Annotated in this window: 15 protein-coding genes and 1 pseudogene; 8 read left to right on the top strand and 8 right to left on the bottom strand. The window is 71.4% G+C overall.

Going from position 1 to position 19,645, the window contains the following annotated elements; translation table 11 throughout:
- Positions 1-3: 3 nt before the first annotated feature.
- The 4 genes from ACH4G3_RS17965 to yicI are packed head-to-tail and all read left to right on the top strand — an operon-like array spanning position 4 to position 5,585.
- On the top strand, positions 4-972 hold the full coding sequence (locus tag ACH4G3_RS17965) for a carbohydrate ABC transporter permease (RefSeq protein ID WP_397625376.1): 969 nt from the start codon (positions 4-6) through the stop codon (positions 970-972).
- The gene (locus ACH4G3_RS17960; protein ID WP_397625375.1) at positions 969-1,805 is read left to right on the top strand and encodes a carbohydrate ABC transporter permease; all 837 of its coding nucleotides are present in this window, start codon (positions 969-971) and stop codon (positions 1,803-1,805) included. Before ACH4G3_RS17965 ends, ACH4G3_RS17960 begins: the two co-directional genes overlap by 4 nt.
- Before the next feature lie 13 nt (positions 1,806-1,818).
- Complete coding sequence (locus ACH4G3_RS17955) at positions 1,819-3,243, top strand: GH1 family beta-glucosidase (protein ID WP_397625374.1); 1,425 nt, start codon at positions 1,819-1,821, stop codon at positions 3,241-3,243.
- Complete coding sequence (gene yicI / locus ACH4G3_RS17950) at positions 3,240-5,585, top strand: alpha-xylosidase (RefSeq protein ID WP_397625373.1); 2,346 nt, start codon at positions 3,240-3,242, stop codon at positions 5,583-5,585. The genes ACH4G3_RS17955 and yicI overlap by 4 nt, the downstream gene beginning before the upstream one ends.
- Before the next feature lie 48 nt (positions 5,586-5,633).
- On the opposite strand, the pseudogene ACH4G3_RS17945 reads toward yicI, so the two are convergent.
- Positions 5,634-6,193: pseudogene (locus ACH4G3_RS17945) on the bottom strand (MmyB family transcriptional regulator); the annotation flags it as partial.
- A 68-nt stretch (positions 6,194-6,261) separates the two neighbouring features.
- On the opposite strand from ACH4G3_RS17945, the gene ACH4G3_RS17940 reads away from it, so the two are divergent.
- Complete coding sequence (locus tag ACH4G3_RS17940) at positions 6,262-7,239, top strand: DUF6215 domain-containing protein (protein ID WP_397625372.1); 978 nt, start codon at positions 6,262-6,264, stop codon at positions 7,237-7,239.
- 31 nt (positions 7,240-7,270) lie between these two features.
- Here the strand turns inward: ACH4G3_RS17940 and ACH4G3_RS17935 are convergent, their stop codons facing one another.
- The 4 genes from ACH4G3_RS17935 to ACH4G3_RS17920 all read right to left on the bottom strand — a co-directional run bounded on the left by ACH4G3_RS17935 (position 7,271) and on the right by ACH4G3_RS17920 (position 9,441).
- A complete protein-coding gene (locus tag ACH4G3_RS17935) occupies positions 7,271-7,744 on the bottom strand; it encodes an ester cyclase (protein WP_397625371.1) in 474 nt (157 codons plus the stop codon).
- A gap of 102 nt (positions 7,745-7,846) precedes the next feature.
- Positions 7,847-8,239 carry a VOC family protein gene (locus tag ACH4G3_RS17930; RefSeq protein WP_354749045.1) on the bottom strand — a complete coding sequence of 131 codons (393 nt, stop codon included), beginning with the start codon at positions 8,237-8,239 and terminating at the stop codon, positions 7,847-7,849.
- A complete protein-coding gene (locus tag ACH4G3_RS17925) occupies positions 8,236-8,538 on the bottom strand; it encodes an ArsR/SmtB family transcription factor (RefSeq protein ID WP_243382040.1) in 303 nt (100 codons plus the stop codon). Before ACH4G3_RS17925 ends, ACH4G3_RS17930 begins: the two co-directional genes overlap by 4 nt.
- A gap of 51 nt (positions 8,539-8,589) precedes the next feature.
- Positions 8,590-9,441, bottom strand: a complete 852-nt coding sequence (locus ACH4G3_RS17920; protein WP_397625370.1) for a helix-turn-helix transcriptional regulator — start codon at positions 9,439-9,441, stop codon at positions 8,590-8,592.
- Positions 9,442-9,528: 87 nt separating this feature from the next.
- On the opposite strand from ACH4G3_RS17920, the gene ACH4G3_RS17915 reads away from it, so the two are divergent.
- Positions 9,529-10,332 carry an SDR family NAD(P)-dependent oxidoreductase gene (locus ACH4G3_RS17915; RefSeq protein WP_397625369.1) on the top strand — a complete coding sequence of 268 codons (804 nt, stop codon included), beginning with the start codon at positions 9,529-9,531 and terminating at the stop codon, positions 10,330-10,332.
- A gap of 12 nt (positions 10,333-10,344) precedes the next feature.
- Here the strand turns inward: ACH4G3_RS17915 and ACH4G3_RS17910 are convergent, their stop codons facing one another.
- Together ACH4G3_RS17910 and ACH4G3_RS17905 are read right to left on the bottom strand one after the other, a co-directional pair.
- On the bottom strand, positions 10,345-11,202 hold the full coding sequence (locus ACH4G3_RS17910; RefSeq protein WP_397625368.1) for an NmrA family NAD(P)-binding protein: 858 nt from the start codon (positions 11,200-11,202) through the stop codon (positions 10,345-10,347).
- Positions 11,199-11,624 carry a nuclear transport factor 2 family protein gene (locus tag ACH4G3_RS17905; RefSeq protein ID WP_397625367.1) on the bottom strand — a complete coding sequence of 142 codons (426 nt, stop codon included), beginning with the start codon at positions 11,622-11,624 and terminating at the stop codon, positions 11,199-11,201. The genes ACH4G3_RS17910 and ACH4G3_RS17905 overlap by 4 nt, the downstream gene beginning before the upstream one ends.
- 86 nt (positions 11,625-11,710) lie before the next feature.
- Here ACH4G3_RS17905 and ACH4G3_RS17900 point away from each other — a divergent pair, with 86 nt between their 5' ends.
- Complete coding sequence (locus tag ACH4G3_RS17900; protein ID WP_397625366.1) at positions 11,711-12,319, top strand: TetR/AcrR family transcriptional regulator; 609 nt, start codon at positions 11,711-11,713, stop codon at positions 12,317-12,319.
- Between the two features lie 12 nt (positions 12,320-12,331).
- Here the strand turns inward: ACH4G3_RS17900 and ACH4G3_RS17895 are convergent, their stop codons facing one another.
- The gene (locus ACH4G3_RS17895) at positions 12,332-12,865 is read right to left on the bottom strand and encodes a GNAT family N-acetyltransferase (RefSeq protein ID WP_397625365.1); all 534 of its coding nucleotides are present in this window, start codon (positions 12,863-12,865) and stop codon (positions 12,332-12,334) included.
- Positions 12,866-13,162: 297 nt separating this feature from the next.
- On the opposite strand from ACH4G3_RS17895, the gene ACH4G3_RS17890 reads away from it, so the two are divergent.
- Positions 13,163-19,633, top strand: a complete 6,471-nt coding sequence (locus ACH4G3_RS17890) for an SDR family NAD(P)-dependent oxidoreductase (RefSeq protein ID WP_397625364.1) — start codon at positions 13,163-13,165, stop codon at positions 19,631-19,633.
- The last annotated feature ends 12 nt before the right edge of the window (positions 19,634-19,645 follow it).

Here is a 19,645-nt window from a genome sequence, read left to right as displayed (position 1 = left end):
GACATGACCACCGTCACCTCCCCGGCGCCCGCCGCGGGCGCCGCCGCGACGAAGTCCGCCGCCGGCCGCGCACCGCTGCGCCGTGGGCTGATGCGCTGGCTCTTCGTCGCTCCGGCGCTCGCCTACATGGCGCTCTTCTTCGGCTATCCGCTCGTCCGCAACGTCGTGATGAGCTTCCAGCACTACACGCCGAAGACGTACTTCACCGGTGAGGCCCCGTTCAACGGCCTCGACAACTGGCGCGCCGTCCTCGCCGACGAGCTGTTCACCGACGCCCTGTGGCACACGGCCCTGTTCACCGTCGGCTCGCTGCTCGGCCAGTTCACCGTCGGCCTCGCCCTCGCCGTCTTCTTCTCCCGTCGCTTCCGGCTGTCCGGCTTCGTACGCGCCATCCTGCTGCTGCCGTGGCTCGTGCCCATGGTCGTCTCCGCCGTCGTCTGGCGGCGCATCCTCGACCAGGACCACGGCATGCTGAACACCGCCCTCCACGCGGTCGGCCTGGTCCCGCAGGACGGCGTGCCGTGGCTGAGCAGCCCCAGTGTGGCCCTGCTGTCGGCGGTCCTGGTCAACATCTGGATCGGCATCCCGTTCAACATGGTCATCCTCTACGGCGGACTCCAGGAGATCCCGCGAGACCTGTACGAGGCCGCCTCGCTCGACGGCTCCGGTCCATGGCGGACGTTCCGCAGCATCACGCTGCCGATGCTGCGCCCGGTGATCACCGTCGTGCTCGTGCTGGGCTTCATGTCGACGGTGAAGATCCTCGACCTGATCCTGGCACTGACCTCGGGCGGGCCCGCGGACTCCACACAGACCCTGGGCACGGTCACGTACCAGCTCTCCTTCCTTCAGCTCGACTTCGGCCAGGGCGCCGTGGTGGGCAACGTCCTGATCCTCATCAGCGCGGTCTTCGCCGTGCTGTACCTGCGGGCCAACCGCGCCGACTTCGGCAAGGGAAGTGACCGACGATGAACCGGCCGACGAAACGACCGACCAGCCTGCGTGTTCGTTCGGTGTGGAACACCGCCGCCGCGCTGCTGATCCTCGCCGTGCTGCTCTTCCCGGTGTACTGGATGCTCAACACCGCTCTCCAGCCCGAGTCGAGCATCGCCGCCACCGAGTGGTTCCCCGTATCACCGTCCCTGAAGAACTTCGACACGGCGATCAGCACCCAGGGCGGTTCGCTGCTCACCAGCTTCGTCGTCGCACTCGGCGCCGTCGTGGTCTGCCTCGCGCTGGCCGCGCCCGCCGCGTACGGGCTCGCCCAGTTCGGACTGCGGGGCGGGCAGGGCATCGTCTTCGCGACGCTCATCACGCAGATGGTTCCGGGCATCGTCATCGCCAACGCCCTCTACAGCGCCTACGCGCAGCTCGACCTCGTCAACTCCTACCTGGGGCTGATCCTGGCGGACGCCTCGCTCGGACTGCCGTTCGCGGTCGTGCTGCTGCGGGCGTTCATGGTGTCGATCCCGGGCGAGGTCGTCGAGGCCGCGATGGTGGACGGGGCCGGCCGCTTCACGGCGTTCGTGCGGATCGTGCTGCCCATGAGCCGCAACGCCCTGATCACGGCGGGGCTGTTCACCTTCCTCTTCGCCTGGTCGGACTTCATGTTCGCGCTCACCCTCAACACCACGGACGACGTCAAGCCCATCACGCTCGGCATCTACCAGTTCGTCGGCGCACATGTCAGCGACTGGGGCGCGGTCATGGCCACCGCGGTGCTCTCCGCCGTCCCGGCCGCGATCCTGCTCGTCGTCGCCCAGAAGTACATCGCCGCCGGGATCACCGGCGGGTCGGTCAAGTAGGCAGGTTGCTCCTGTGAGTTTCTCCGAGTCCACCGGGTTCCCCGAGTTCCCCGCCGGCTTCTTCTTCGGTGCCGCCACGGCCAGTTACCAGATCGAGGGCGCGTACGACGAGGACGGCAGAGGCCCGTCCATCTGGGACACCTTCTGCCGTGAGCCCGGGCGCGTCGCGGACGGTGCCACCGGTGACGTCGCCTGCGACCACTACCACCGCTACCGCGAGGACATCGGGCTGCTGCGCGAGCTGGGCGTGGACAGCTACCGCTTCTCCATCGCCTGGCCGCGTATCCAGCCGACCGGCTCCGGCCCCGCCAACACGGCCGGGCTCGACTTCTACGACCGGCTCGTCGACGAACTGCTGGCCTCCGGCATCTCGCCCGCCGCCACCCTCTACCACTGGGACCTGCCTCAGGGCCTGGAGGACCGGGGCGGCTGGCGGGTACGCGAGACGGCGGAGCGGTTCGCCGAGTACGCCGGGGTGGTCGCCGCCCGGCTCGGCGACCGGGTGGACCGCTGGATCACGCTCAACGAGCCCTTCTGCAGCGCCTTCGTCGGCTACGCGGCGGGGGCCCACGCCCCGGGCGCCCGTGAGGGCCGCGGCGCGCTCGCCGCCGCACACCATCTACTCGTCGGCCACGGGCTGGCCGTGCACTCCCTGCGCGCCGCGGGGGCACGGGAGGTGGGCATCACGCTCAACCCCGACCGGCTGCTGCCGGCCACGGATTCCCCCGCCGACCTGGCCGCCGTACGCCGCGTCGAGACGCTCCACAACGGCGTGTGGTTCGAGCCGCTGTTCGCCGGGCGCTACCCGGAGCACGAAGCCGAGACCTGGGGCGAGTTGCTGCCCTCCGGCGACGGCTCGTACCGCATCGACGGCGACCTCGACCTCATCGGAGCACCGCTCGACTTCGTCGGCATCAACTACTACCGCCCGATCACCGTCTCCGACGCCCCGTACCGCGACGCGGACCCGGCCACCCGCACCGCGGTCGACGTCCGGGCCGAGGAGACCTGGCGCGACGATGTCCGCCACACCACCATGGGCTGGCCCGTCGTCCCGCACACGTTCACGGACCTGCTGGTGGACCTGGCCGAGCGCTATCCCGCGCTGCCGCCGCTCCTGATCACCGAGAACGGCTCGGCGGAGGCGGACACCGTCGACGCCGACGGCCGGGTCCGCGACTCGGAGCGGGTCGACTACCTCCACAGCCATCTGGACGCGCTCGCCGCCGCCCTGCGCGCGGGCGTCGACGTGCGCGGCTACTACGTGTGGTCGCTGCTGGACAACTTCGAGTGGGCCCGCGGCTACGGCCAGCGCTTCGGCATCGTCCGGGTCGACTACGACTCGCAAGTACGCACACCCAAGGACAGCTACCGCTGGTACCAGCGGCTGATCGCCGCCCACCGCGCCCGTACCGCCCCTGGTGAGGAGCCTCGATGAAGTTCACCGACGGCTACTGGATGATGCGCGAAGGCGTCCGGGCGTCGTACGCCGCGGAGGTCACCGACGTCCGCGTCGACGAGGACCGGTTCACGCTCTACGCGCCCGTGCGGCACGTCACGCGCCGCGGCCAGACCCTCAACAGCCCGCTGCTGACCGTCGAGTGCTGGTCTCCTGCCGCAGGCGTGATCGGCATCCGTTCCACCCACCACGCGGGCGCTGCCGAGCGCGGCCCGGAGTTCGCGCTGCACACCGAAGCCGGCCACGCGGCAAGGGTCGCCCGGGAGGGCTCGCTGCTGGAACTCACGGCCGGGGAGCTGTCCCTGCGCGTGGACACCGCGGCCCCGTGGCGACTGGACTTCACCGCGAACGGGCGTGTTCTCACCTCAGCGAAGGCACGCGGCACCGGCTTCGCGGTCACGGGCGACGGCAGCCACTACTCGCTGGCCCAACTGACGCTCGATGTCGGCGAGTCGGTGTACGGGCTCGGTGAACGGTTCACGCCGTTCGTGAAGAACGGCCAGAGCGTGGACATCTGGCAGGCCGACGGCGGCACCGCGAGCGAGCAGGCGTACAAGAACGTCCCCTTCCACCTCACCAACCGCGGCTACGGCGTTTTCGTGAACCACCCCGGCAGGGTGAGTTACGAGGTCGACTCGGAGGCCGTCGGGCAGGTGCAGTTCAGCGTCGAGGACCAGTCGCTGGAGTACTTCGTCGTGTACGGTCCGACGCCCAAGGACGTCCTGGACCGCTACACGGCGCTGACCGGCCGCCCGGCGCTGCCGCCGGCCTGGTCGTTCGGGCTGTGGCTGTCGACGTCGTTCACGACCTCGTACGACGAGGAGACGGTGATCCGGTTCGTGCGCGGTATGGCCGAGCGCGACATCCCGCTGGGCGTCTTCCACTTCGACTGCTTCTGGATGCGCGAGTACCAGTGGTGCGACTTCATCTGGGACCCGGAGGTCTTCCCGGACCCCGAGGGCATGCTGCGCCGGCTGAAGGAGGAGCACGGCCTGCGTGTGTCGGTGTGGATCAACCCGTACATCGCACAGAAGTCCGCGCTGTTCGCGGAGGCCAAACGGCACGGTTATCTGGTCCGCAAGGCCAACGGCGACGTGTGGCAGTGGGACCTGTGGCAGGCCGGCATGGCCCTGGTCGACTTCACCGACCCGGACGCGCGCCAGTGGTACGCGAGCAAGCTGCGCGCGCTCACCGCGCAGGGCGTCGACTGCTTCAAGACCGACTTCGGCGAGCGGATCCCGACCGATGTGGTCTGGCACGACGGCTCAGACCCGGAGCGCATGCACAACTACTACACACAGCTCTACAACGAGACGGTCTTCGAGGTGCTGAGCGAGGCCCGGGGCGCCGGTGAGGCCGTGCTCTTCGCCCGCTCGGCGACAGCGGGCGGACAGCAGTTCCCGGTGCACTGGGGCGGCGACTGCGAGTCGCACTTCGGCGCGATGGCCGAGTCTCTGCGCGGCGGGCTGTCGCTCGGCCTGTCCGGGTTCGGCTTCTGGAGCCATGACATCGGCGGTTTCGAGGGCACGCCGACGCCCGAGGTGTTCAAGCGTTGGGTGCAGTTCGGGCTGCTGTCGTCACACAGCCGGCTGCACGGCAGCAAGTCGTACCGGGTGCCGTGGGACTACGACGAGGAGGCGGTCGCGGTCACCCGCGACTTCACCCGGCTCAAGCACCGGCTCATGCCCTACCTGTTCCGTGCGGCACAGCAGGCCGCCGAGCGCGGCACGCCGATGATGCGGGCGATGGTCCTGGAGTTCCCCGACGACCCGGCCTGCCACACCCTCGACCGGCAGTACATGCTCGGCGACGACCTGCTCGTCGCCCCCGTGTTCTCTGCCGAAGGCGTCGTCGAGTACTACGTCCCGGACGGCACCTGGACGCATCTGTTGTCGGGCGCACAGGTCCAAGGGCCGGGCTGGCGGCGCGAGCGGTACAGCTACGACAGCCTGCCCCTGCTGGCCCGGCCCGGCTCGGTCATCCCCTACGGCGAGAGCGACGACGCGGCGGAGTACGACTGGGCGCACGGGGTGACCCTGCGGGTCCACGCGCCCGTCGACGGTGCGACGGTCGTGACACGGATCCCGGCCCCGGGCACCCGGGACGGCTCGTCGGCCGTCTTCCGGACGACCCGACGCGGCGACACGGTCACCGTCGACGCGCACGAGGTGCCGGGGCCGTGGCAGGTGCTGCTGGTCGGAGCGCGGGCGGAATCAGGCGACACCGCATCGTCGGTGTCGGCCGAGCGGACGGCGCTCGGCACTCTTCTCGCCGTATCCGCGGGCACGGCCCACCTCACGGCACAACTCGCAGGCGGCTGACACAGCTGTCAGCGGGCGCCTGGTCGTCCACGGCGATGGCCAGCCGCTTCACCGTGTCATCGGGTCCGTCGGCCCCGGGGTGAATGTCTCGACACCGATGACCCGCAGCAACTCAAGCCGCTCGCTGGTCTCGGCGTCCGCCGGGGTGAGCACCAGAAGCTGCTGGCCCTGGTCGGGCGCCAGGCGGCCGACCCGCGGATGCAGCAGGGTCTTGCGGTCGGCACGCCGGACCGCCACCTCGTGCTCGGCCAGAGCCGGCGGAAGCCGGCGCTCGCGGCCTGCAACCGGTCGACGAGTCCGGCGACCGTGGAGTCGCCGGTCCGGCGGCCGACGGCCGCGCGCAGGTCGGCCACGAGCCGGCGGGCGTGGCGTTCTCGCTCCTCGGGCGGGGTGACGGCGCGGGCCGCGGGGTCGGTGAACCAGCGGTACACGGCATAGCGGCGGTCGCCGGAGAAGCCCGTGTGGTTGCCGGTGAGCAGGCGGGCGGCCCGGTTCTGGGCGAGGACCTCGCCCAGGTCGGACAGGACAAGGGCCGGGGTGTCGCCGAGCAGGTCGAGCATGCGGATCAGGCCGGCGCGGGCCAGGCGGGCCACTCCGTCGGCGGCAGGCCCCGCACGTGCCCGGAACTGTGGCTTCCACCACGGCGGATGTGGTCTTCTCCTGGTGAGATCACCGGATGCTCGGTTTCCTTCTCCGTCTCCTGCCGTTCTGGGTCCGCGAGCCCTTGCTCATCGCGGTCGGGTCCGTTCTCGGCGTACGCATCATGTATCTCGCCGTCCGCGATCACGATCGGGTCGCGGCCGGTATCGGCGTGGTGTTCCTCGTCTTCACCGCGATACGCGTCTACACGGTGATGCGGGCCCTGCGCGCACGCCGGAACCCGAGTGTGCAAACGCAAGTCCAAACCGTGGCCCAGGCCGGTACTGAGCCGCGTCCCGGCCCGGCCACTCCGGAGAAGGAGCCCAACGCATGGGGCCAGGCCATCGCGGCCGTGGCCGTGTTCGGGGCACTCGCGGCCGCGCTGTGGTTGGCCCCGCGCGTGGTGCCGTCCGACGACAGCACCCCGCAGCCCGCCTCGTGTTCGGACGGAGAACACGGGGAACTGCCGAAGGCCTACCAACACAAGCCCCAGCCCGTGACCGGTGAAGAGCTGTGCAAGGCGCTCAACCGGCCGGACCTGGCCAAGCTCCTCGGAACGCCTGCGGAGACCGCGACCACTGCTTCCGGCACCAGCAACACCGCACCCCTGACGGACGGGAAGGTCGCCCAGCCGGAGGCGGAGGTCACGTTCGACACGTACACCGTGAACGTCTCGGCCACGTACAACGAGCTGACGACCGAGCAGTACGTGAAGCTGATGAAGTTCGGGGATGCGGAGGACACGAAGACGCTGACGGTTCTCGGTCGGCCCGCGGTCTTCTCCTCGGATCACACCATGAAGATCGAGATCGACCTCGGGAGTGGCGGATCCGGCGGACCGGTCGAACAGGGCCCCCTGGCCAGGACGCTGTCCGTGGCCCTCGACCGTGATGATCGGGGCGGCTACTACGAGATCACCGTGTGGAGCACGTCCGGAGCCCTCCCGAACGACAGCGTTCTCCTCGACATCGCTGAGAAGGTTCTTCCGACAATTTCCGAACGGCCTGTCCGATGAGACGCTGAGGACACTGCATATGCCGGGCGGGTCACTCGGTGGCTGCGGCCCTACCCGCCCGGCGCGCCGCCGCGGCGGCCCTGATCCGGTCCAGCGGGATACCGGCCTGCTCGCACAGGGTGGCCAGGTCGAAGTAGATCGCCTCGCCCGCCATCAGCCCGTCCTGGAAGGGGACGACGTTGGCGAAGGGCACCTCGAAGGCGCCCCCTCCGGGCGGTACCCCGAGCCACACCCCGCGGCTGGTGCCGCGCAGGGTCCCCCATACGGCCATGACGCCATCGCCGAAGGTGATGCCCTCGTCCTCGGGAGCGAGGTCCGGGAACGCGGTGAAGTACTGCTGCTGGTACGCGGCGCGCACCGCGTCTCTTCCCCGGCTGCGCAGCCCGAGCGCCTTCGTCTCGAGGAAGCAGTCCTCGACGAACGTCCTGAGAATGCCGTCGATGTCCCGTGCCGTCTCCGCCTCGCGGTGGGCTTCGAAGAGGCGCCGCATCTCGGTGGTGTCCATGCCCCTGCTCCCTCTTCGGGTCCTCCTTCGATCGTAGGAAGCGGCCGCGAGGCCGACCACCGGCCGGCCGGTGCTCGTGTCCGTCCGGGTTGCGAGGAACGCCTACTGCGGCTTGGTGGCGATCTGGATCAGGTTTCCACAGCTGTCGTCGAAGACGGCGGTGGTGACGGGGCCCATCTCCAGGGGTTCCTGGGTGAAGCGGACTCCGAGGCCGCGCAGGCGCTGGTACTCCGCCTTCACGTCGTCGACGGCGAACTGGGCGAGTGGGATGCCCTCCTCGACGAGTGCGTCGCGGAAGGTCTTGACGGCCGGGTGGCCGGCGGGCTCCAGGAGGAGTTCGGTGCCGTCGGGCTCGTCGGGTGAGACGACGGTCAGCCACCGGTCCTTCTCGCCCACCGGGACGTCGTGCTTCTTCACGAAGCCGAGAATCTCGGTGTAGAAGCGCTCGGCCTTGGCCTGGTCGTCAACGAAAACGCTGGTCAGATGGATCTTCATGGAGTGCTCTTCTCCGGTCCGGACGTATCGGCCACCAGCCACCGCTCGGTGATCTGCCGCAGCGGGGCTGTGTTCAGCTCGTGGAACTTGTAGCGGCCCTCCCGCCTGGTCTCGACGAGCCCGGCAGCCTCCAGCACGGCGAGGTGCTGGGAGACCGCTTGGCGCGAGATGCCGAGCTGGTGCTTCATGCTCAGTCGGGAGCAGATCTCGAACAGCGTCTGTCCGGACTTCTCCGTGAGCTCGTCGAGGATGGTGCGGCGGGTGGGGTCGGCCAAAGCTTTGAAAAGGTCATCGGCCACGACCACACGATAGGCAACTGTTCACTTGCATATCAAGTCGCCGACCTGGCCTCAGTGGGTGGCGTCCATGCGCTGTGTGCCGATGACCGACAGCAGGCGTAGCGCCTCTTCGGAGGACGAGCCCGGGGCCGCGGTGTAGATCACGACCTGCTGGTCGCGGTCCGTGATGTCGAGGACGTCGCAGTTGACGGTGACCGGGCCGACCACCGGGTGCTGGAAGGTCTTGCACAGGGTGGGCTCGGCGGACACGTCGTGGGACTCCCACAGGCGGGTGAACTCTTCGCTCCCGTCGAGGAGTTCGGCCACCAGCTCGGCCACCTCCGCATCGTCGGGGTAGCGGGCGGCGGTGGCGCGCAGCCGTTGCGTGGAGTTGCGGGCGAACGCGTCCGCGTCCGACACTCCGTACAGCCGCTGACCGTGCGTGTGCGGCCCGAGAAAGGCACGGCGGACAAGATTGCGGTCGCGTCGCGGCAGGGCGGAGAAGTCCTCCATCAGGGCTGCCGCCAGATCGTTCCAGGCGAGTACCTCGAAGGTCGCGGACGTCACGGTTGCCGCGGCCTGCGGCAGTCGGTGCAGCAGGTCGAGGATGCTCTGCCGTACCTCGCGCGAGGGCCCTGCCGACGGGAGCGGCGGGGCACCGGCGAGGTGGTGGAGATGGTCACGTTCGGCGTCCGACAGGCGCAGGGCCCGTGCCAGTCCGGCCAGCACCTCGTACGACGGGTGCGGTGCCCGTGCCTGCTCCAGCCGCGTGTAGTACTCGGTCGAGATGAACGCCAGCTGCGCCACCTCCTCGCGGCGCAGCCCCAGGGTGCGGCGGCGGGGGCCGACGGGCAGACCGACCTCGGCAGGGGTGATCCGCTCCCGTCGGCTGCGCAGGAAGTTCGCCAGTTCTTGTCGATCCACATGCCCAGTGTGTACGGACGTCGGCGGGCTCAGCCAGGTACCGTCGGTGCCTGGCTCCGCTTCGCGGACGGGCGCAGGCTCGCTGCCATGGACAACACACCTGCAACCAGCCCATCCACCGCCCCTGCCGCCCTCGGCCTGCTGGCCGGCAAGGTCGCCTTCATCACCGGTGCCGGCCGCGGCATCGGAGCCGCCGCGGCCCGGCTCTTCGCCGACGAGGGCGCGCGAGTACTGCTGGCGGCCCGGACGGAGGCCCAGCTGAAGACGGTGACCGAGGAGATCCGGGCGGCCGGCGGCACCGCGGAGTACGTGGTGTGCGACCTGGCCGACGCGTCCGCCGTGCGCGCCGCCGTGGACCGCGCCGTGCACCTGTACGGCCGGCTCGACATCGCCTTCAACAACGGCGCGACGATCCAGCAGCCGGGTCCGATGGACCAGATGCCGGAGGCCGACTTCGACCGCATCTACGACGTGAACCTCAAGGGCGTCTGGCTGGCCATGGTCGCCGAGATCGCCGCCATCCGAACCACAGCCGGGACGGGCGCGATCGTCAACAACTCATCCGTCGGCAGCCTGATGGGCAACCCCGAGCTGCCCGCCTACGGCGCGATGAAACGAGCGGTCAACAGCCTCACCGAGTCGGCCGCCGTCACCTACGGCCCGGAAGGCATCCGCGTCAACGCCATCGCCCCCGGCCAGACACCGACCGAGATGATCCGCACCTGGGAGCAGGCCTCCCCCGGCCTCCGAGAGCGACTCACGGCGCACACCCCGCTGCGCCGCGCGGCCGACCCGCAGGAGATCGCGCAAGCCGCCGCCTGGCTCCTCAGCGACCGTTCCTCCTACGTGACCGGCACGGTCCTGCGGGTCGACGGCGGCGCGCGGGCCTGAGCCGGGCTCTGTTCACAGCCGCTGACTGCCGCCTCGCATCTCCCGTTCGAGGAATGCGCGGAAGGTCTGCGAGGGCCGGTCAGTGAGGCGCTGGACGGTGTCGGTGACGCGGTCCTCCGCCCCTCCGGCGATGGCGCGGTCCATGCCGGCCAGCATTGCGGCGAACTCCACCGGGACCTCCGCCGTGAGACGATCGCGCATCTGCTCGTAGGACAGACGGCGGTGGACCACGGTCCGACCGGTGACCTCGGTGATGATCGCGGCGATGTCGTCGTGGCTGAGTGCCTCGGGCCCGGTGATGACGAGATCGGTGTTGGGGGCCTGCTCGTCGGTCAGGGCGCGGACGGCGACGGCCGCGATGTCCTCGGCGTCGACGAAGCCGACCCGGCCGCCTTCGGTGGCGGTCCAGATGGCGCCGTCGTCGCGAATGCTGCGGGCGTGGGCGTGCGTGCCGGTGAAGTTCTGCATGAACCACGAGGGCCGCAATACCGCCCACTGCTCGAACAGATCGGGCAGGGCCTGGTGCACCGTTCCCACCGCCGGGCCGCCCTCGGGGATGGCGGAGGAGCTCAGCAGCACCGCGCGCTGCACGCCGGCGGTGCGGGCCCGATGGAGGAACGGCAGCATGATCGCCGCGGGGTCGGCGTCCCCCAGGGGTGGGATGAGGTAGACGCGGTCGACTCCGTCGAGGGCGGCGGCATGGGTGGCGGGGTCGTACCAGTCGAAGCGGACCGGTTCGGCGCCGGCAAGCGAGCCTGCCCGGCGGCTGGCGGCCTTGACGCGGTGCCCGGCGGTCGTCAGTCGTGCGGCGGTGCGGCTGCCGGTGGTGCCGGTGGCGCCGATGACCAAAGTGGTGCCGGCGGTGGTCATCGGCGGCTCCCTGCGAAGTCGGTACCGAGTTCGAGGACGGCGAGGGGGTTCCAGTAGTCGCGGTAGGAGGTGATGTGCCCGTCGCGAACGGTCACGACCGCGATGTAGGTCATGTCGAAGGGAGCGTCAGTCTCCACCAGGCGGCCGACGCCGCGCATCTCGACCACGACGGTCTCGGGATCGGTGGTCTGGTGGATCCGCAGGGCGGGGAAGTCGTGCAGGTCGATGTGGTCGGGGTAGTGGCGCATGTAGGCCGCGACGGCGTCCTTGCCCTCCAGACGCCGGGGCCAGCCCTCAGGGGCGAAGGGGAACTCCATCACGCCGTCCTCGGCCCACAGGCCGACCCAGCCGGCGATGTCCTTGTCCAGTAGCAGCCGCAAGCTGTGGCGGTAGAGCTCCGCCGGAGAAGTCGGCTCGGGCATGGGTATCCTCCATCTCATAGAATCCGGACCTCGGGTCCGTTTTGAAGATACGGACCAGCGGTCCGCTTTTCAAGTGGAGGAGCAGCATGGCCGAGCGCAAGGCCCGCAAGGACGCCGTCCGCAACCGGGAGGCCGTGCTCGCGGCCGCCGACGCCCTCTTCGCGCGGTGCGGACGTCCCGAGGACGTCACCATGGCCGACGTCGCCGAAGCGGCCGGGGTCGGCAAGGGCACGCTCTTCCGAGCCTTCGGCGATCGCGCCGGGCTGCTCCGCGCGCTGTACGAGGCGCGGCTCGAACCGGTCCGGGAGGCCGCCGAAGCCGGCCCGCCGCCCCTGGGGCCGGGCACCCCACCGCAGCAGCGCGTGCCCGCCCTGCTCGATGCCCTCCTGTGCTTCAAACTCGACAACCGGCGCCTCGCCCTGGCCCTGGAGGAGAGCGGGAACGGCAGCCCCTACCAGGCGGAGCACTACGAGCGGTGGCACGGCTTGCTCCGAGCCGTACTGGAACAGGTCCCCGGCCTCACCGACAGCGACTTCACCGCCCACGCCCTGCTCGCTGCCACCCGGGCGGACCTCGTCGAGCACCTGGCCGGACAAGAGCGCGTGCCGCGGGAAAGAGCGCGGGCGCAGTTGGCGAACTTCGCCACCAGGGTCCTGGCTTCCGAGCCACCAGGGGAATTGAGCGCTGGGGACTGACCGAGGACCCTGTTACTCCTGGTACTGCGTGAGGTCGATGCCGTATACCGCCAGGTCGTGGCCGTGGACCGGGTGCTGTGTGGTGCCTTCCGCCTGCATGCCGAGTTTGTCGAGGACGTTCGCGGAGGCCCTGTCACCCGTCCGGCACACTGCGGCCACGCGGTCGAGGCCGCGGTCCTGCAGCGCGAACTCCAGGGTGGCGTGCGCCGCTTCGGAGGCGTACCCCTGCCCCCAGAACACCCGCCCGAGCCGCCAGCTGATCGTCACCTGGCCTGCGACCTCGGCCGGAGTGCCGGCCACGGACAGTCCGACGGCACCCGCCAACTCACCAGAGCCCAGGAGCTCGACCGCGAACATCCCGAAGCCTTCCTCGTCCCACTCCTCTTCCCACACCTCGATGTCCTCGGCCGTCTGTTCCAAGGACCGCGGCCTGCCGTCGCCGACGCCCCGCATCACCACCGGATCCGCCTGGATCTCGGACAGGGGGACGAGGTCGTCGTCAAGCCATCGGCGCAGGAGGAGACGGGGTGTGCGGATCTCGGTCATCGTCCCATCCTGCCGACACGGCGGCGGGAGCGCGAACCGGGATCGCGGCACCCCCCGCCTTCGCGGTCTCGACGCCGATAACCCTCGAAGCGGCCGCCCAAGCGGATGAACCCGATGCACAGAGACGTTTGACGTGGCCCTACGCGCTACCGTTCCCGGCCCGTACGCCCTTGGAGCACGTCCGGCCTTGTGCCGAAATGGGCAGTACCTCGCCCTGTCGACTGAGGTCGTGGTGGGGAGCGTGCGTGCCCCAAGCCGGCCGCCTCCCAGTTTCCTCGTGGTGAAGGACGGACCCCCATGCATGTGCAACCCGGCGTCGCGGAGCCCGGAGCGGGTCGGAGCGAACCGATCGCGGTCGTCGGAGCCGCCTGTCGGTTTCCCGGTGCCGTCCGCTCCCTGACCTCGCTGTGGCGGTTGTTGATGGCGCGGCGGGAGACGGTGCGGGAGGTGCCCGCCGAGCGGTGGGAACAGGCCGAGCTGGCCGGTCTTCCGGCGCAGGTCGCGGCCCGGCTGCGCTACGGCTGCTTCCTGGACGACGACGTCTACGCCTACGAGCCGGAGTTCTTCGGTATCAACGCGCAGGAAGCGCCCTGGGTCGATCCGGAGCACCGGTTGCTGTCCGAAGTGGTCTGGGAGGGCATCGAGCACGCCGGTATTCCGGCCCAGCGGCTGTCGGGCACGCCGACGGGCATGTTCTTCGGGATCTACCAGAAGGACTACATGCTGCGTGTGCAGCGGCCTCTGGACGAGGTCAACGCCTACGCGATGTACACGGGTTTCGACAGCATCGGGCCGGGCCGCGTGGGGTTCATGCTCAATCTGAGGGGTCCTCAGGTCGTGGTGGAGAGCGCCTGCGCGTCCGGGCTCGTCGCCGTGCACTCAGCCTGCCAGAGCCTGGCGACGGGCGAGTCGGACGTCGCCCTGGCCGGGGCCGTCATGCTGACGCTGGGGCCGGAGGGCGTCATCGCCCCGGCGCTGTGGGGGGTGTTCTCTCCCACCGGTCGCTGCCACGCCTTCGACGCCGCCGCCGACGGCTACGTCCGGGGGGAGGGCTGCGGTGTGGTGGTGCTCAAGCGCCTTGCGGACGCGGTACGGGACGGGGACCGGGTACTGGCGGTGGTGCGCGGCACGGCGGTCAACCAGAACGGGCGGGGCACTCGGCTGAGCGCGCCCTCGGAGCCCGCACAGATCGACCTCTACCGTCTGGCTCTACGGCGCGCGGGCGTCGAGGCCGGTGACGTGGGCATGGTGGAGGCGCACGGCCCGGGCACAGCGGTGGGGGACCCCATCGAGTTCGCCGCGGTGGCCGCGGTCTACGGCAAGGGCCGCGACCGGTGCGCGCTGGGGTCGGTGAAGACGAACATCGGACACACCGAACCGGTGTCGGGCGTTGCGGGCCTGCTGAAGGCCGTCGCTTCCCTGCGGCACGGCATGGTCCCGGCCAGCCTGCACTTCCGCGACTGGAACCCGCAGATCGACCCCAGCGGCACCCGGCTGTTCGTGCCCACCGACACTACGGAATGGCCGGTGCGGCAGGGCACCCGGCTGGCCGCGGTGTCCTCCTTCGGGATCAGCGGCACCAATGCCCACGTCGTGCTGGAGCAGCCTCCCGCGCCCTCCCCCGGCCGGCGCGCGGCCCGTCCTGTTCCGTCCGGAGGGTCCAGCCCGGCCAGGGGTGAGGACGTGCTGCGGCTGTTCCCGCTGTCCGCCGGCACGCCCGTGGCCCTGCGGTCCGCGGCCGGCCGTCTGGCCCGGTGGCTGGCGGGAGAGGGGTCGCAGGTGCCGCTGGGCGATGTGGCCCACACGCTCGCCGTGCGTCGCTCGCCCTCCCGGGAACGTGCTGCCGTCGTCGCCGCCGACCGGTCCGAACTGGTGGCGCGCCTGGAGGAACTGGCGGCCGGAACCGCGACTTCCACCGGGGTGGCGACCGGCAGGGCGGTGCCGGACGCCGGGCAGGGCGTGGTGTGGGTCTTCTCGGGGCACGGTTCGCAGTGGGCGGGCATGTGCCGGCGACTGCTGGACCGGGACCCGGAGTTCACCGGTGTCATCGACGAACTGGAACCCCTCGTGGCCGAGGAGTCCGGCCTCTCCCTGCGTCAGACCCTGCGCCGCCCCGAGGTGGTGACCGGGTTCGACCGGGTCCAGCCGGTGATCTTCGCCATCCAGTTGGGCCTGGCGGCGATGTGGCGGTCCCACGGCGTCGAACCGGCGGCCGTGATCGGCCACTCCATGGGAGAGGTCGCCGCCGCGGTGACCGCGGGAGCGCTGAGTGTCCGGGACGGAGTACGGGTCATCTGCCGCCGGTCCCGGCTGATCCTGCGGACGGCCGGGCAGGGTCTGATGGCCTCGGTCGCCCTGGGCCGTGCCGAGGTCGAGCGGCTGCTGGCGGAACAGGACGCTCGGGGCGTGAGCGTCGCGGTCGTCGCGTCCCCGGAGAACACCGTCATCGGCGGCGACGCCGACCGCATCCGCCGCCTCGCCGAGGAGTGGGACGCGCGCGGCGTGGCCATTCGCGTCGTCGACGTGGACGTCGCCTCGCACACCGCCCACATGGACCCCATCCTGCCCGACCTCGCCGAGGCGCTCGCCGACGTCACCGGCAGACAGCCGGCCGTGGTCTTCTACAGCACCGTCACCGACGACCCGCGCGGACACGCCGCCTTCGACGCCGCCTACTGGTCGGACAACCTGCGGCGGGTCGTGCGGTTCGCCGACGCGGTGCGGGCCGCCGCCGAGGACGGTCACCGGCTGTTCGTCGAGATCGGCCCCCACCCCGTGCTGGCCCACCCGGTGCAGGCCACGCTCACCGCGCACGGTCACACCGGCACGGCGGTCGTGCCCTCCCTGCTGCGGGACACGGACGACACGCTGGCGTTCCACACCCACGTGGCGGCGTTGCACTGCGCGGGCCACCCGCTGGACTGGGCCGACCGCTACGGTGACGGCGCCCTGGCCGACCTGCCGCCGACCACCTGGGAGCGCACGCGGTACGTCGTCGAGCCCTCCCCGCTGCGGCAGCCGGCCGGGGCTCGCTCCTCCCCCGCCGCACACCCGCTCACCGGACCGCACACCACGGACCCCGACGGCGAGGGCCGGCATCTGTGGCAGACCCGCGTCACGCCGAGGACGCTTCCGTGGCTGGACGCGCACCGCGTCGACGACGTCGCAGTGGTTCCCGGCGCCGCGCTGTGCGAGATGGCCGTGGCTGCCGCCGGCGACCTGTACGCCGCCGGACCGGAGCGGCTGCGCATCACCGGCATCGACCTGGAACGACTGCTGCTGCCGGCCGACGACGGCACACCCGTCACCGCCACCGCCGAGGCGGCCGGCCCGGACACCGCCCGCTGGCGTGTGATCAGCACGGCCCCCGACGGAACCTCCGTCCGGCACGCACAGGCGTGCCTGCACCTCGCGCCCGAGGACGAACCCGTCCCGCAGGCCTGCGACCCGCAGCAACTGCGGGCCGAGTTCCCGCACGCCGTGGACGCCTCGGACGTCTACCGGCAGATGCGGGAGGAACGCGGCGTGCACCACGGCCCGCCGTTCCTCGGCCTGCAGGCCGTCCACACGGACGGGACACCGGCCGACCGCACGGGCACCCGCCTCCTGGCACGTGTCCGGGTACCCGACGAAGGCCGCGCCGGGGCGCAGGCACTGCACTGCCATCCCGTCGCGCTGGACACCTGCCTCCAGGCCGTCGCGGCCGCCGTGCTGCGCACCGGCGCCGTGCCCGTCGGAGGCATCCTGCCCCGGCGCATCGAGGCGCTGCGGTTGTACGGGGTGGTACCGCTCAGCGGGTACTGTCTGGTCACCCTCGGGCGGATCGACGGCGACCGGTTCACGGCGGACTTCCGGCTGTGCGCCGACGACGGGTCCGTGGTCGCGGACGCCACCGGGGTGGAGTTCCGTCACGTGCCCGCCGAGAGCGCCGAGGAGCGCTTCGACCGCCGTCTGCTCCAGGCGTCCTGGGAGCCCTGCGAACCCCCCGCACCGCGACCGGCGACCGGGCCCTGGACCCTGCTGGCGGAACCCGGGCAGGAGTCGTTCGCGACGGCGCTGGGCGGTGCCCTGGAGGAGCGGGGCGCCGCGGTGGACATCCGGACGCTCGACCTGGAGGGCGGCACCGCACCGGTGCTGCCGTCCGGGGACGGACGGCAGGCACCGCAGGCGGTGGTGTACCTGCCGGCACCCGGCGGCGCATCCCCGGCCCCCGACCGCCGGGCACGGGAGCAGGTCGCCCGCCTGGTGGAAACGGCCCGCGCGCTGGCGGACACCGCAGGCGGCCGAACGGCGCCGCGCCTGTGGACCGTCACCGGCACCGCTCAGCAGGTCACGCCCGAGGACCGGCCGGACCTGGGACAGGCGGGTCTGCGCGGACTCGTACGGGTCCTGAGCTACGAGCACCCCGAACTGCGGCCCAGCGTCCTGGACATCGGCCCGCGGACACCGGTCGCGGACGTGGCCGCGGAACTGCTTTCCTGCCCCGAGGAACAGGACGAGATCGCCTACCGGCACGGGAGGCGTCACCTGGCCCGGCTGCGAAACACCCCGCTGGACGAACGCGAACGCCGGCGGACCACCGTCGACCGCGCCCACGACCGGGTGGCCCTGCACCTCGCGCGCTGCGGTGACCTGGACTCCTTCGAGTTCGTCGCCCAGTCCCGCCGCAGGCCCGGGCCGGGCGAGGTCGAAGTGCGGGTCGACGCGACCAGCGTCAACTTCATCAACGTGCTCCAGGCCATCGGCGTCTACCAGCGCTTCAGCGCGGGCGAGGAGCGCGGGGACGTCTGCGCGTTCGACGGCGCGGGCGTCGTCACCGCCGTCGGTGACGGCGTCCGGGAGGTGCGGGAGGGCGACCGGGTCGCCGCGATGTTCGTGGACCGGGCCGAGTCCGCCGTCATGTCGTCGGTCGCGACGGTCCGCGCCGACTGCCTCCTGCCGGTGCCGGACGCAGTGAGCGCGCAGGACGCCGCCGCCCTGCCGTGCGCCTACCTGACCGCCTGGTACGCCCTGCGGCACCTGGCCCGGCTCCGGCCGGGCGAGAAGGTGCTGATCCACTCGGCGAGCGGCGGCACCGGTCTGGCCGCGCTGAACCTCGCGCGGGCCTGCGGCACGGACGTGCTGGCCACCGCGGGCAGCGAGGCCAAGCGGGCGTACCTGCGCGGCCTGGGTGTCGCGCACGTCATGGACTCCCGCACCCTGGACTTCGCCGACCAGGTGCGCGAGCTCACCGGGGGACGCGGCGTCGACGTCGTCCTCAACTCCCTCACCGGCCCGGCGCAGTCGGCGAGTCTCGAACTGCTGGCGCACCGGGGCCGGTTCCTCGAACTCGGCAAGCGGGACATCTACGCCAACTCCCGTCTCGGGCTGCTGCCCTTCCGGCGCAACGGCACCTTCGCCGGCGTCGACGTGCTGATGATGATGCAGCAGGACCCGGGCCTGCTCGCCGAGGGCTACCGCGAGCTGGCCGGCATGCTCGCTGACGGCACCCTGCCCCTGCTGCCCGTCACCGAACACCCCGTCACCGAGGCGTCGTCGGCCTTCCACACCATGGCCTCCGCCCGGCACACCGGCAAACTCGTCCTCACCTGGCCCGCCGAGGGCACCGAAATCCTGCCCGTACGCCCCGAGGACGTCCCCGTCGTCCGGCCCGACGCGAGCTACCTGGTCACGGGCGGCCTCGGCGGACTCGGACTCCTGGTCGCCCGGTGGCTGGCCGAACGAGGCGCCGCGGCCGTCGTGCTCACCTCCCGCAGCGCCCCCTCCGAGCTCACCCGTGCCGCCCTCGACGCCCTCACCGCCGACTTCGGCACCCGCGTCGAGGTCGTGTGCGGGGACCTCGCCGAGCCGGGCGTCGCCGACTCCCTCGTACGGGCCGCCACGCACACCGGTCACGCGCTGCGCGGCGTCGTCCATGCCGCGGCCGTCGTCGAGGACGCCACCATCGGCAATCTGTCCCCCGCCCTCTTGGAGAAGGTCTGGCGCCCCAAGGCGACCGGAGCCTGGCTGCTGCACCATGCCACCGCGGGCCAGGAGCTGGACTGGTGGGTGAACTTCTCCTCCGCCGCGTCCCTGCTGGGCAACCCCGGGCAGGGCGCCTACGCCGCCGCCAACGCCTGGCTGGACGAGTTCACCTCCTGGCGCCGGGCCCAGGGCCTGCCGGCCACCTGCGTCAACTGGGGACCATGGGCGGAGGTCGGCCGCGGCGCCGGGATGGCGGACCGCGGATACGCCATGATCGCGCCCGCAGAGGGCATCGCCGCCCTGGAGCGCATCCTCTCCCACGACCGCGACCGCACTGCCTACACACCCCTCGACCTGTCGCGGTGGCTGGAGTCCTACCCCGACACCGCCCGCACCGCCTTCTTCGCCGAACTGGCCGCCCCGGCAGCGGGTGCGGACTCCGCCGGCAAGCGCAGCGCCCTGCTGGAAGCCCTGCGCGAGACGGACTGTCCCCAGCGGCGTCAGCGGATCCTTCAACCCCAGGTCGTCGAACACATCGCCGCGGTACTGCGGCTGGGAACCGACCGGTTCGACGCCCACACGTCCCTCGTCACGCTCGGCCTGGACTCCCTCATGGCCATCGCCCTGCGCAACCGCCTGCAACGCGAACTGGCCCTGGACATCCCCACCACGGTGATGTGGACCCACCCGACGGCCTCCGCGCTCACCCACTACCTTCTGGCCCGCCTCGACCCCGAACAGGGGCATGCCGACGCGCCTCCCGAGACGGAACCGTCCGCCGCCTCGCCGGCCGTCCCCGGCTGACGGCCCCTCCAC

The organism is Streptomyces afghaniensis, from assembly GCF_044327915.1.
Taxonomy (GTDB): Bacteria; Actinomycetota; Actinomycetes; order Streptomycetales; family Streptomycetaceae; genus Streptomyces; species Streptomyces afghaniensis.
Note: the sequence above shows the minus strand (reverse complement) of the source record. Positions and strands in the feature narration are given on the sequence as shown.

What these genes read in the sequence shown, in the direction of transcription:
- ACH4G3_RS17890 (WP_397625364.1), top strand. Translation starts at nt 13,163, where the DNA reads ATGCATGTGCAACCCGGCGTCGCGGAGCCCGGAGCGGGTCGGAGCGAA.
- yicI (WP_397625373.1), top strand. Translation starts at nt 3,240, where the DNA reads ATGAAGTTCACCGACGGCTACTGGATGATGCGCGAAGGCGTCCGGGCG.
- ACH4G3_RS17910 (WP_397625368.1), bottom strand. Translation starts at nt 11,202, where the DNA reads ATGACCACCGCCGGCACCACTTTGGTCATCGGCGCCACCGGCACCACC.
- ACH4G3_RS17940 (WP_397625372.1), top strand. Translation starts at nt 6,262, where the DNA reads ATGCTCGGTTTCCTTCTCCGTCTCCTGCCGTTCTGGGTCCGCGAGCCC.
- ACH4G3_RS17930 (WP_354749045.1), bottom strand. Translation starts at nt 8,239, where the DNA reads ATGAAGATCCATCTGACCAGCGTTTTCGTTGACGACCAGGCCAAGGCC.
- ACH4G3_RS17965 (WP_397625376.1), top strand. Translation starts at nt 4, where the DNA reads ATGACCACCGTCACCTCCCCGGCGCCCGCCGCGGGCGCCGCCGCGACG.
- ACH4G3_RS17900 (WP_397625366.1), top strand. Translation starts at nt 11,711, where the DNA reads ATGGCCGAGCGCAAGGCCCGCAAGGACGCCGTCCGCAACCGGGAGGCC.
- ACH4G3_RS17895 (WP_397625365.1), bottom strand. Translation starts at nt 12,865, where the DNA reads ATGACCGAGATCCGCACACCCCGTCTCCTCCTGCGCCGATGGCTTGAC.
- ACH4G3_RS17960 (WP_397625375.1), top strand. Translation starts at nt 969, where the DNA reads ATGAACCGGCCGACGAAACGACCGACCAGCCTGCGTGTTCGTTCGGTG.
- ACH4G3_RS17905 (WP_397625367.1), bottom strand. Translation starts at nt 11,624, where the DNA reads ATGCCCGAGCCGACTTCTCCGGCGGAGCTCTACCGCCACAGCTTGCGG.
- ACH4G3_RS17915 (WP_397625369.1), top strand. Translation starts at nt 9,529, where the DNA reads ATGGACAACACACCTGCAACCAGCCCATCCACCGCCCCTGCCGCCCTC.
- ACH4G3_RS17935 (WP_397625371.1), bottom strand. Translation starts at nt 7,744, where the DNA reads ATGGACACCACCGAGATGCGGCGCCTCTTCGAAGCCCACCGCGAGGCG.